This window comes from Undibacterium sp. Ji83W (assembly GCF_049340385.1).
Taxonomy (GTDB): Bacteria; Pseudomonadota; Gammaproteobacteria; order Burkholderiales; family Burkholderiaceae_D; genus Undibacterium.
This window is the reverse complement of record NZ_JBMPOZ010000024.1, coordinates 31,547-43,642: the sequence shown is the minus strand read 5'-3', so window position 1 is coordinate 43,642 and position 12,096 is coordinate 31,547. Positions and strand designations below refer to the sequence as shown.

At 49.0% G+C, this 12,096-nt stretch carries 14 protein-coding genes; 4 read left to right on the top strand and 10 right to left on the bottom strand.

Annotated features, from left to right (window positions below; translation table 11 throughout):
- Window positions 1–49 precede the first annotated feature (49 nt).
- Window positions 50–247 (bottom strand): hypothetical protein, encoded by a 198-nt coding sequence (locus ACO0LD_RS27260; protein ID WP_423011883.1) that lies wholly within the window; start codon window positions 245–247, stop codon window positions 50–52.
- Window positions 248–329: 82 nt separating this feature from the next.
- Window positions 330–779 carry a CBS domain-containing protein gene (locus ACO0LD_RS27255; protein ID WP_162041529.1) on the bottom strand — a complete coding sequence of 150 codons (450 nt, stop codon included), beginning with the start codon at window positions 777–779 and terminating at the stop codon, window positions 330–332.
- 177 nt (window positions 780–956) lie between these two features.
- Here ACO0LD_RS27255 and ACO0LD_RS27250 point away from each other — a divergent pair, with 177 nt between their 5' ends.
- Genes ACO0LD_RS27250 through ACO0LD_RS27240 form a run of 3 tightly spaced genes read left to right on the top strand, consistent with a single transcriptional unit; the run spans window position 957 to window position 3,704 of the window.
- Window positions 957–2,267: an O-acetylhomoserine aminocarboxypropyltransferase gene (locus ACO0LD_RS27250; protein WP_423011881.1), complete on the top strand. Its 1,311-nt coding sequence runs from the start codon at window positions 957–959 to the stop codon at window positions 2,265–2,267.
- 1 nt (window position 2,268) lies between these two features.
- The gene (locus tag ACO0LD_RS27245; RefSeq protein ID WP_423011879.1) at window positions 2,269–3,075 is read left to right on the top strand and encodes an alpha/beta fold hydrolase; all 807 of its coding nucleotides are present in this window, start codon (window positions 2,269–2,271) and stop codon (window positions 3,073–3,075) included.
- A gap of 5 nt (window positions 3,076–3,080) precedes the next feature.
- Window positions 3,081–3,704: a LysE family translocator gene (locus ACO0LD_RS27240; protein ID WP_423011877.1), complete on the top strand. Its 624-nt coding sequence runs from the start codon at window positions 3,081–3,083 to the stop codon at window positions 3,702–3,704.
- Window positions 3,705–3,829: 125 nt separating this feature from the next.
- Here ACO0LD_RS27240 and ACO0LD_RS27235 read toward each other — a convergent pair whose 3' ends face one another.
- The 4 genes from ACO0LD_RS27235 to ACO0LD_RS27220 all read right to left on the bottom strand — a co-directional run bounded on the left by ACO0LD_RS27235 (window position 3,830) and on the right by ACO0LD_RS27220 (window position 8,504).
- Window positions 3,830–4,900, bottom strand: a complete 1,071-nt coding sequence (locus ACO0LD_RS27235; RefSeq protein ID WP_423011875.1) for a sulfotransferase family protein — start codon at window positions 4,898–4,900, stop codon at window positions 3,830–3,832.
- 60 nt (window positions 4,901–4,960) lie between these two features.
- Window positions 4,961–5,971, bottom strand: coding sequence for a hypothetical protein (locus tag ACO0LD_RS27230; protein ID WP_423011873.1), 1,011 nt, complete (start codon window positions 5,969–5,971; stop codon window positions 4,961–4,963).
- A 20-nt stretch (window positions 5,972–5,991) separates the two neighbouring features.
- A complete protein-coding gene (gene cysC, locus ACO0LD_RS27225; protein WP_423011871.1) occupies window positions 5,992–6,696 on the bottom strand; it encodes an adenylyl-sulfate kinase in 705 nt (234 codons plus the stop codon).
- Between the two features lie 62 nt (window positions 6,697–6,758).
- Window positions 6,759–8,504 carry a methyl-accepting chemotaxis protein gene (locus ACO0LD_RS27220; protein ID WP_423011869.1) on the bottom strand — a complete coding sequence of 582 codons (1,746 nt, stop codon included), beginning with the start codon at window positions 8,502–8,504 and terminating at the stop codon, window positions 6,759–6,761.
- A 435-nt stretch (window positions 8,505–8,939) separates the two neighbouring features.
- Between ACO0LD_RS27220 and ACO0LD_RS27215 the strand changes: the two genes are divergently transcribed.
- Complete coding sequence (locus ACO0LD_RS27215; protein ID WP_423011867.1) at window positions 8,940–9,272, top strand: Mpo1-like protein; 333 nt, start codon at window positions 8,940–8,942, stop codon at window positions 9,270–9,272.
- 110 nt (window positions 9,273–9,382) lie between these two features.
- On the opposite strand, the gene ACO0LD_RS27210 is transcribed toward ACO0LD_RS27215, so the two are convergent.
- Genes ACO0LD_RS27210 through ACO0LD_RS27195 form a run of 4 tightly spaced genes read right to left on the bottom strand, consistent with a single transcriptional unit; the run spans window position 9,383 to window position 12,091 of the window.
- Complete coding sequence (locus ACO0LD_RS27210) at window positions 9,383–9,817, bottom strand: GNAT family N-acetyltransferase (protein ID WP_423011865.1); 435 nt, start codon at window positions 9,815–9,817, stop codon at window positions 9,383–9,385.
- A complete protein-coding gene (locus tag ACO0LD_RS27205) occupies window positions 9,814–10,257 on the bottom strand; it encodes an acyl-CoA thioesterase (protein WP_423011863.1) in 444 nt (147 codons plus the stop codon). The genes ACO0LD_RS27210 and ACO0LD_RS27205 overlap by 4 nt, the downstream gene beginning before the upstream one ends.
- 5 nt (window positions 10,258–10,262) lie before the next feature.
- On the bottom strand, window positions 10,263–11,159 hold the full coding sequence (locus tag ACO0LD_RS27200) for an alpha/beta fold hydrolase (protein WP_423011861.1): 897 nt from the start codon (window positions 11,157–11,159) through the stop codon (window positions 10,263–10,265).
- A 32-nt stretch (window positions 11,160–11,191) separates the two neighbouring features.
- Window positions 11,192–12,091, bottom strand: a complete 900-nt coding sequence (locus tag ACO0LD_RS27195) for an SDR family oxidoreductase (RefSeq protein WP_423011859.1) — start codon at window positions 12,089–12,091, stop codon at window positions 11,192–11,194.
- Window positions 12,092–12,096 lie beyond the last annotated feature (5 nt).

Genomic DNA, 12,096 nt, shown 5'->3' with positions numbered 1-12,096 from the left:
ACAGACAATAAAAAACGCCCGCTATACAAGCTTGCGGGCGTCAATTGGTTTAGTGCATATTGATATCTACTTTAGGGACAGCGTTCTCACGGCCATGCAGGCTGGCGTGGCGTGCTGTGCAATCAGGGATACTGCCCCTGACCAGACGCAACACCCTGTAAACCCTTGAATCGAGCTCGCGCAGCATGGCTTTCATACGGCGGGGGCCGTACAAGTCTGGCTTTGCTGTGCAACTGTCTGGCTTCATTCGCTATCCTGAATTAGAGATCAACATGCTGTATTTAATCAATTACTTCAATCACCTAAGTCACTGGTGATGTCACTGATGATTACTGCTCGTTTTCTTCAACAGGCCAGTCACGAATATAGGCTTTCAACATCTTGTTTTCAAAGCTTTGCGCTTCCAGCACGGCTCTGGCTACGTCATAGAATGAGATCACGCCCAACAGGGTTTTTGCGTCCATGACAGGCAGGTAACGGGAATGTTTTTCCAACATCATGCGACGCACTTCATTGACTTCGGTTTCTGGTGTCACAGTCAGCGGATGGTCATCCATGTATTTGCGTACGGTGCCATTACCAAGTGAGCCCTGGTTTTTATGAATCGCGCGTATGACTTCACGGAAAGTCAGTATGCCAACCAGATCGCCGTATTCCATCACGACCAGAGAACCTATGTCTTTCTCTTCCATGACGCTGACGGCTTCTGTAATAGGGATATCAGGTGTGATCGTGAAAAGGATATTACCCTTCACTTGAAGTATCTCTGAAACTTTCATGATGCCCCTCCTCTTATACATTTATGTGGACCTTCATTGCAATGTATCGCAAGCCTTGCAAAAAATCCAGCATGTAAAATATTTTATTCATGAATTCACGCGCATTTTGCCTGCCTTTTGCACCTTAGGCATCAGCGATGGTAGCATTGCTGCCTCACAATATGGAGACTCTCACTGATGAGCGGCCCTAAATACCACGGCTTTGACACCCTGTCCCTGCACGCGGGCGCTGCACCCGATCCTGCCACAGGCGCACGTGCCACCCCAATTTACCTGACATCCTCTTTTGTGTTCAAGGATTCTGATCATGCAGCTTCGCTTTTCAATATGGAAAGAGCTGGCCATGTCTATTCACGCATTTCCAACCCCACCAATGCTGTACTGGAAGAAAGAATTGCAGCCCTGGAAGGTGGTGTAGCAGGTATCGCCGTTGCCAGTGGGCAAGCAGCCATGCACCTGGGCCTGACAACCATAGCCGGTGCTGGCTCTCATGTTGTCGCTTCGCGAGCCTTATATGGCGGCTCACAAAATCTGCTGGCTTACACCATGAAGCGTTTTGGCATAGAAACCACCTTTGTCGATCCACGTGATCTGGATGCCTGGCGCGCTGCCATACGCCCAAATACCAAGGTGCTGTTTGCCGAAACCCTGGGTAACCCGGGTCTTGATGTGCTGAACATCCCAGCAGTTGCAGAAATTGCGCATGAGCATTATTTGCCGCTAATGCTGGACTCGACCTTTACTACGCCTTATCTGCTGAAACCATTTGATCATGGTGCTGATCTGGTATTTCATTCAGCGACCAAGTTCCTGTGCGGCCATGGCACAGCCATAGGTGGTTTGCTGGTCGATGGCGGTACTTTTGACTGGCAGGCGGCCTACGAAAAGACCGGACACTTTGCTGAACTTTGTGAGCCTTATGATGGCTTCCACGGCATGGTATTCAGTGAAGAGTCAACCGTTGCTGCATTTTCACTCAGAGCCAGACGGGAAGGCTTGCGCGACTTTGGTGCCTGCATGAGCCCGCACAATGCCTTCACCATTTTGCAAGGCATAGAAACCCTGGGCCTGCGCATGGACAGACATGTGGCGAACACGCGCAAAGTGGTCGAATTTTTGGTCACACATCCGGCAGTCGATTCTGTCTCTTACCCCGAACTGGAGAATCACCCTGACTATGAACTGGCAAAGACCTTGCTACCCAAAGGTTGCGGTGCAGTATTTTCATTCAACATCAAGGGCAATCGTGCTGCGGGACAGCGCTTTATTGAATCATTGAATATTTTTTCGCATCTGGCCAATGTGGGCGATGCCAAGTCGCTGGCGATACATCCGGCATCAACTACACATTTCCGTGTGCCTGCGGAGCAATTGCTGGCATCCGGCATTACCGAGGGAACCATGCGTTTATCCATAGGCCTGGAAAATGTCGAGGACCTGATCGAAGACTTGTCACGTGGCCTCAAAGCTGCACAGAAGGGAGCCTGAGATGTTATTTAAAGTCAATGGCAACGTAGCCTATTGCTATACCGGTGGCAAGGCCTACCAGCCTGCCCTGCCCACGCTGGTGTTCATCCACGGGGCGCAAAATGATCACTCGGTCTGGGGTTTGCAGACCCGCTATCTGGCACATCACGGTTTCAATGTACTGGCAGTCGACCTGCCCGGCCATGGTCGCAGCAAAGGCCAGGCACTGACCAGCGTGGAGCAAATGGCCGACTGGCTGCTCGCCTTGCTGGATGTGGCAGGCGTAGCGCAAGCCACGCTGATCGGACATAGCATGGGTTCCCTGATCGCACTGGAAACCTGCTTCAAAGCGAATTCACGTGTCAGCAAACTCATCATGGTTGGTACAGCCTACCCCATGAAAGTATCAGACACCCTGCTCAATGCCGCCCGCGATGAAGAGCAAACAGCAATTGATATGGTGAATATCTGGTCACACACTTCCATCGCGCACAAACCATCCTGCCCTGGTCCTGGATTTTATGTGATGGGTGTCAGCCAGCGCCTGATGCAGCGCATCTCTGCCATCAATCCAGACAAGGTTTTTTATACTGATTTTGCTGCCTGCAATGCATATGCCAATGGCGGAGCAGCCGCGCAATCAGTGACATGCCCCGGCTTGTTCATACTCGGCAAAAAAGACATGATGACGCCAGCAAAGGCCAGCCTGATCCTGAGCAAAGCCATCGTGAACAGCCAGCAAAAGATCATAGATAATTGCGGCCATTCACTGATGTCTGAGCAGGCTGACCAGGTTTTGACGGCCATTCATGATTTTGTGAAGGTATAACAGCGATGGCAATGAATCTGGAAAGCTGGGTATTATTCACAGCCACAGAAGCGGCATTGTCGCTGTCACCAGGTCCGGCTGTCATGATGGTGGTCGCATATGGTATAGCCAGAGGATGGCGTACATCCCTGTTTGTCACGCTGGGCATATTGACGGGTAATGCCATTTACTTTGCAGTATCAGCAACAGGCATAGGATCGCTGATACTGGCGTCACCTAAAGTATTTATGGCGATCAAATATCTGAGTGCGGCTTACCTGGTCTATCTTGGTTTGTCGGCCATCTTTGGCAAGCCATCACCGCTGACCATATCCAAACTGGATGGAGTAGTACTCAGTGGCAGGAAGATATTCAGCAGCGCGCTGATGCTGCAATTGATGAATCCCAAAACCCTGTTGATGTTTGTGGCGATATTGCCGCAATTCATAGACCCTAAGGAACCGATAGGTGTGCAAATGCTGATACTGGCAGCCTGCTCCATCATTCCTGAATTTTTTATCCTGTTGGGATATGGCATGCTGGCCAGTAAAGCCAGTCACTGGGCAACGCAGGAAAGGTATGCGGTGATTACAGAAAGAATTGCAGGCACCCTGGTGACAGGTGCCGGCATCATGGTCGCACTGGTTTAGAGGCTGTTGCGAAATTAACCTGGCGTTGTTGCGCCTCCAAAATGTAAAACCCGGTACTAAAGTACTGTCTGCGTCGGCGACGCCTAGCCATCTTAATTTCGCAACAGCCTCTTAGCTTTTAATTTCTATGCATGCACAGGCAGGCGCTGATTCAGGCTTGCCAGGTAATCTGCCCTGAAGCGGCGCAAGACATAATCCTTGTAATTGTCATGCTTCAGGCTATCCCAGGCTTCTACCCTGCCCTTGCTGGACTTGTCCTTTGCGGCAGCCAGAACTTCGGGACTCAATTCCAGGCTCGCATCTGTCATCATTTCATAGCCGTATAATTGCATGAATTCTTTGGTCAGGCTTTCTATGACTTCAATTTCCTGCATGCTCAGTTGCTGCTTGAACTTGTCCTTGTTGGCCATGACAGGTGGGAAACGGTTGGTCGCCCATAGTGCAGACATCTGGGATATTTGCTGCGCTTCGCTGGAATGGGTCACATCCAGCATCTCTGGCAAGAACTGCATGCCAAAGAAATCGCAAATCGCCCTCAGTACAGTTTCCTGATTACTCAAAAAATCTTCATAACGTATCGTCAGCACCCGATCTGGGTGAAGCTTGATAATATCGCGCGATAACTGGTGCGCTTCCAGCCAGGCCATGGCATTCAATGTGGAATCATAATCATGGATGATGGCTTTGTTCATCGAAGCAACCTGCGCCCTTGGGTCCCTGACTACGTTCAGGAACAACATATTCGGGAATATCTGCAAAAGCTCTTCTGCATAATGCACGCTATCGAGCGACTTATCCATGACGATACTGGCATGGTGATGCTCACCCGTGCGCAATAGCAATTCCCACAATATCCTGTGTACGCTGCGTCGATCATTCTTGATAGACTCAAACACATCCACCGGATCAAATACCATGCCCTTCCATTTCACCATACTGGCGGCTTGCAAACCGACGACGTCGACAACCAGCCGGAAGTAAGATTCATCATCATTCAGATCGCCATAGCGCGGCACCAGGGGCATGAAGTCAACAATATGCAGGGGATAAGGCGAATAAAATTCCTTGCTGTTATTCAGGCGCAAACGCAAGGCATGACTGCCGCAGCGGCGCAAGGGTATCATCAGTACGGGAGTTGGTCGCTTACTGGCAGTGACCACTTTTTGTATGCTGCTTACACTCTCTGATTCTGCCATGATGCTCTCCCCTTGCATAAAGGTTTGGATCTGGAAGAACCACCTTGCTAACTTGCCAGGTCATGACAAGCTGAGTTGTGGTTTTTCCATTTTGTCGAAATAAGCTATAAATGCTTGAATAAAACCGTCTACTTCTGATGCGGGTAAATTGTTGATACCGCCTGCACCACGTCGCCCGCCACCGGTAGAAAACGTGGAACAAAATTGACTGGCCGGACAGCTATCTGCATTACCTGAACGCACGCTGACAACATAACTGCCATCAGGTTTTGCGGTCAGCACTGCGAAAGATTTTCCACGCTGCTCTTGTGTCAATTGATTTGCCAGAATGCCTGAGACACGTCTGGCCCATGACTGAGCAGGCAAGATATAGATGGACGTTAATTCACTTTGACTGTAAGCACGCAAACCTTGCATGAATGCCATATCACTGGCATAGGCATTACGCAGCACTACAAATTGCCCGGCACTATTCAAAAAATCAAAGGGATCAACATACTCATGCACAGCCCGGTACAAAACAGCAGGGTGAAAATGCAAATCATCCACTGATTCGCCATAGGCGTTGTAGTTGAGCAAAGTACCAAGCTCTTGTAACTGGTCGCGTTGCGATTTATTTAAGCCAGCCTCGCTTGCCATCGCCGTTGCGATTGCTGGCAAGTTATCACCATACGCGGCGACTACTGCCCACTGCCAATGCTGACCATTCAGATGGCGATTGACCAGAACACTGCTGCATACGCCGGCAGCCATGTCGCAATGCAAATGCAGATGTTCATGCTCAAAGGCCAGTGCTGCATTGTGATGATCGAAGTAAGTAATTTCTGCACCGGCAGCCAGATGCTTGCGCAATGCTGAGATATTGCTGTCCAGTGAAATATCCAGGACTGTCAGCTTGTCGCCACTCCTGGTTTCAAAGCGACTGAGCAAATCAATATCCCGCTTGGCGCCAGTGATCAGTTCTGCTGTACGGGGTTCAACCAGCCTTAACTGGTGCAAGGCGCAAATGCCATCGGCGTCACCATTAAATACATCATAGGCCTGCACTGAATTGTTGATCTCTGCTGACATGAATTTTCCACTATTCGCCGCTATTTGATATAGCACAATCCTATCAGGTGTCTGTAGAGTTTCTCTGCAGCTTCTTCTATGGTGTGTTGCTCAGAATTGATTTCCAGATCAGGGTCCAAAGGTGCTTCGTAGGGAGCAGAGACGCCAGTAAATTCGGGAATTTCACCTCTGCGGGCTTTTGCATACAGGCCTTTGGGATCACGCCTTTCGCACACTATCCCTGGTGTACTGACATGTACTTCGACAAAGCGTTCCTGGCCTATTATTTCTTTCGCCATTGCCCTGTCATCACGAAATGGTGAGATGAACGCAGTGATGGCAATCATCCCTGCTTCATTCATGAGATGGGCAACTTCCGCTGCCCTGCGTATGTTTTCGCGTCTGTCGTGGGCAGAAAATCCCAGGTCACTGTTCAAGTGATGGCGCAGGTTATCGCCATCGACGACAAAACAACAGTGACCACGTTCCAGCATTATCTTTTCCAGTGCATAAGCCAGTGTGGATTTACCCGCTCCACTCAAACCGGTCAGCCACAAAGTGGCCGGACTTTGCCGCATCAACCGTTCACGCGCATTGGAATTGACGACGCCATAATGCCATTTGATATCCACTCCACTCGTGTGAGGGCTTTGCACGAAGCGACCAAATTGCGTTCTGCGCTCTACCCTGACTGTCGTCTGCTCAATTTCAGGCTTGCTTTCCAATATGCTCGTATTCGCTTGCATAAGTTGCTCCTGGCACTGGTACTGCTCCTGGTTTTACTACGTATCCAACTTAATTCAGTTCATCAAAACTCTTCCCAATCAGCATTGCCGGATTGAGGATTACTATTGGCATTCGCCACACGCTTGATCTGTTTCACAGCGCTTTTACTTTTATCCTGATGAGCGACTTTTTTAATCAGAGGAACGATTTTTTTATCTGTCACTGCTGGTTCACGCCATGCAGGTTGCCCAGTTTTTTCTGTCGCCAACTGGAAGGTACTGACCAATTCTGACAAGTCATCAGCCTGATTTTGCAAGGCAGTAGCGGCGGCGGCGGCCTCTTCCACCAGAGCAGCATTTTGTTGGGTGACATCATCCATCTGTACGATGGCTTCATTGATCTGTTCTATACCTACAGTCTGTTCCTGGCTGGCCAGCATGATCTCGCTCATGATGCCAGTCACACGCTTGATACTGACCACAATTTCATCCATGGTCAGCCCAGCCTGATCAACCAGTTTTGCGCCGATATCCACCTTGGTGACCGAGTCATCAATCAGATGCTTGATTTCACGTGCAGCCTCGGCTGAGCGCTGCGCCAGATTCCGGACTTCTGTCGCAACCACAGCAAAGCCGCGGCCTTGCTCGCCGGCGCGGGCAGCTTCAACAGCGGCATTCAAGGCGAGGATATTGGTTTGAAAAGCAATGCCGTCGATAACACCGATGATATCAACAATCTTGCGTGAAGACGTATTGATGGAACCCATGGTCTGAACAACTTCAGAAACCACAGTACCACCCTTGATAGCAACATCAGAGGCAGATTGCGCCAGGATATTAGCCTGCCTGGCACTGTCGGCATTTTGTTTGACGGTAGAAGTCAGTTCTTCCATGGAGGATGCTGTTTCTTCCAAAGAACCCGCTTGTGCCTCGGTGCGGGAAGACAAATCCATATTGCCTGAGGCAATTTGCCTGGATGCCGTAGCAATCGTATCAGTGCCTGAACGCACCATACCAACAATGTCTGCCAATCCTTTTTGCATTTCATGCATGGCATGCATGAGGCTATGCGTGTCCTTTTCTGCCAGTTTGATAGGAACAGACAAATCACCCGCAGCGATTCTTTCGGCAATTTGCACTGCATAGCGTGGTTCACCACCCAGTTGTTTCAGCAATCCCTTGACGATAAGCCAGGCTGCCAGCATGCCAACCAACAAGGCCGCAGCACCAAACATATACATGAGTTTTTTCGCGTCGGTATAATCTTGCTGGGCCTGGGCAATGGCCGCAGAATTTTGTTTTTCTTCGTCAGAAATAAAATCATTCAGCAAATCCCACCATTTCTTTTGTATCGGGCGGAACTCGAAGCGCAGTAATTTATAAGCTTCATCACCTTGTTTATTGACACCCAACTCCGCGCCTTTGGCGATAAAAGGTTCAGATAATTTAGCCTGATCCCTGATCCTGCCCAGCAAAGCAATTTGCTCTGGCGTGGCGTTTGGATCAGCTCTCAGCATCTGTGTGAGTTTATCTTCAGCCTCGGCATATCTCTTGGTCTGTGCGGCTATCCTTTTCACTTCAATCTGGATTTCTGCTTCATCTGACAATAAAATGAGATTGCGCAAAGCCAGTGCCCGTTCGGTCACGGTCAGATACATGGTTGATGCCAGTTTGGACTGTACATTATTGACGTTGGCGATTTCTTCCAGACGCTGATGCATCTTCGCCATATAAGTTGTTCCCAGAAGCAGGACAACCAGTAACAAACCCAAAACCAAGCCAAAACCAGTGATCAGGCGGGTTGAGACTTTCGAATTCTCGATGTTCATGATTCCCCCAAAAACGTTGTCAGCGGCAAAAATGTTTGACTTGGTTTGAATGTTCAGGGCTTGCATAAGTTTGTTCGACAAACTCATATTGCCACACGAATTTTAATGCCACAAGGAAATTATTAAAAATTGTGTCTTTAAATAAAGCTTTTAACTTCAAACACTTATGCCATTAAATATAACTATCACAAGACCATGCTTAGTAGCAAAAATCATATATAGTTATTTCTTAAAGATATATCAACTTGAATAATAGTAGATATTTTTACAATGTCAATATTGCAATTTACCACTATTTGCGCCACCTCAATGAACAATTTGATAAATCATTTGAAGATTTATAAATTTGCTGACGCCAAGTTGATACTTGTCCTAAGATAGCTATAATAAAGCGATCCGTTCACTAATAGATACGGGAGCGAGAGGGAGACAAAAATGGCAGAGAAATACACTGACTTTTCAGCGTTTTACGCTTTTTACCTGACTGAACACAGTAATAAAATTTGCAGGCAATTGCATTTTCTTGGAAGCAGCCTGGTGATCTTGAGTATCGTCACGTTTATCGTCACCGGTCATGCGGTGTATTTACTCGCAGCACCCATCTGCGGCTATGGCTTTGCCTGGATCGGACATTTTGTTTTCGAAAAAAACCGCCCGGCATCATTCAAGCAGCCCTTGTTTTCTCTCATGGGGGACTGGGTCATGTATTGGCAATTACTGATTGGGAAAATAAGTTTTTCCCAGCAAGATGATGTGCGTAAAGCCTGAAATAAAAATGCCGTCCTGCCACATGTGCTGAACGGCATTGAAACTTGCCATTACTCAAGAAAAATTATCCCTGCACCACAGTTGAGGCTGTTTTGCTGTAGTCCAGTCTATCAGGAAAAATGGTAGGCCATGCTGACATGGGGAATGCCAGCCTCTTCAAAAATCTCGCCATCACGGGCAAAACCTTCCTTGAGATAGAAATTTTCTGCGGACTGTTGCGCGTTCAAACGCACCGCCGGCTCACCCCTTGCCTGTGCCTCTGCCATCAAAGCGCGCAGAATCTTTGCACCTACACCCAAGCCACGTGCCGTCGTCAACACAGCCATGCGACCTATATGTGCATCCGGTAAAAGACGGCCCGTTCCCACAGCCTTGCCATTTGCATCGTAAGCAACTGCATGCACACATTGCGCGTCAGCAGCATCCCACTCTAATTCAGCGGGGATTTTTTGTTCAATAACAAAGACGGCATAGCGTATGGCCTGAGCATCTTTTTGCAGCGTAGCCCAGTCGGCAATAACCAGGCGCAGGTTTTCAGTATTCATGTTCGGGTATCAGCAGGTATTTGCGTTTCAAAGGATGAAATTATCGCACGCCATGCATCTGAGACAGCAACTGCCTTGCGTTTTTCTGTATCGGCATAGACATACACCAGCTCACCGGATATCAAATGATTTTCACCAAGATAAATTTCGAGGATAAACTGCAAGGAAGACCTGCCAATGCTGGCACAACGCACGCCAATATCCAGTTCATCATCAAACCTGGCTGGTGCCATGTATTCAATGGTGGATTTGCGGGCAAACAACTCTTTACTCTCGGCTGCCTGGGTAATCACATTCGGCAAGCCGCTAGCACGCCAGTATTCGGTAAAGGCTACATCAAAATAATTGAGGTAATTGCCATTGAAGACGATGGCTTGCATGTCGACTTCTGACCAGCGTACCCGCAAGCGGTGAAAGAAAGCAAAATCTGCTTTGGCCATAATCCCTAACTCTGCAAAAATTGACGAATAAGACAATTAACACGTTCCGGTTGCTCATGAATAACCCAGTGTGAACCCTCAGCAATACGCTGTATCTGGATATCATCGACAAAATTCTCCAGACCATCCAGCAAAGTCTTGGGCAAGGCCTTGTCATTTTCACCCCAGATGATGCGGGTTGGTACCTTGACCTGAAAATCAGCCGGGTTCAGATTCAATTGCAGCGGCCCAGGATTTTTTTCTGTCGGTGGGTGCAATGGTGAAGCGCGGTAGTAATTGACGCCACCGGTCAAACCGCGCGCCCAGCAAGCATGGTAAGCCGCCTGAGTCTCAGCATCAAACCAGCTTGCCTCACCCTGCCCCATGCCATTGAAAAAGCCATCCATGAGGGCGAAATCATCTTTGGCAAGTGCTTCTTCAGACCCGGGATTGCGCAGCCAGTTCATGTATTCACTGGAAGTCCTTTGCGAAGGATCAGTCGCCAGTGCCTGCATGAACAGGTAAGGATGAGGAGAATTGATAATAATCAGTTTTTCAAACAAGGCAGGCAAGGCAATCGCCATATTCCAACATACAGCCCCACCCCAGTCATGCGCGACGACCGTGGCTTGCTGATAACCCAGGTGGGCGATCAGCAAACGCAGGTCATCAACGATATGCCTGGCCTTGTAAGCAGTAACATCAGCTGGCATGTCTGACAGATTGAAGCCACGTAAATCTGGTGCCACGGCAAAATAATCCTGTCCAAACTCAGCCAGTTGCGCCGACCATTCGTACCAGAATTCTGGAAAGCCATGCACGAACAAAATCAATGGCCTGCCGCGCTCGCCAGCACTGGCAAAATGCAGGCGGGTTCCATTCTCCAGTGTGGCAAACTGATTACTTTGAATTTCTGCTGTCATCGATGCGTCTCCCTGATGCTTGAAAGTGATAATCAGGCCTTGAGCTTGGCTCTGAGCATGTCACGGATATGCGGCGCTGCCTTGTAAGGGTCACCTGGATTGCGTTGCAGGACTATGTCTTCCATGCGTTCCTGCACATTACCCAAGGCACCAGGATGAGAGAAGATGTAGAACTGTTCATCAGCGATTGCCTTGAAGGTATTTTCAGCCACTTCTTCTGCCGTTACTTTGCCAGAATTCACGGCCTTGTCTGACATCGCCTGTGCTGCTCTTTGGCTGGCGGTTGGTGCAGAACCTGGCACATCTTCAGGGCGGTTTCTATGCGATTGTGAAATACCGGTAGGTACAAAATAAGGGCACAATACAGACGCGCCTATCGGTGCTTCAACCAGTTTCAAATCCTGGTACAGGGATTCTGACAGCGATACAACTGCATGCTTGGAGACGTTATACACACCCATGGTAGGTGCATTGAGCAAACCAGCCATGGATGCTGTATTGACTATGTGCCCTTCAAATTGCGGGTCTTTCTTTGCACATTCCAGCATGAGGTTAGTGAAGATGCGCACGCCGTGAATGACGCCCCAGAGATTCACACCTATCACCCAATCCCAGTCAGCCTGGGTATTTTCCCAAATCAGGCCGCCAGAACCAACACCGGCATTATTGAATACCAGATGCACAGCACCAAATTTTTCCATGGTGGCATCAGCCAGCGCCTGCACTTCTTCTGCATGGCGTACATCGCAACGCATGGCCAGCACCTGGGCACCTTGCGCTTCCAGCTCGGCCTTGGTTTTATCCAGGGCATCTTGCTGCACATCAGCCAGCACCAGCTTCATACCCAAACGCGCGCCGATAATCGCAAACTCACGACCAAAACCACTTGCTCCACCGGTAATCACGGCTACCCTGTCTTTGAATACTTTCATGTTGT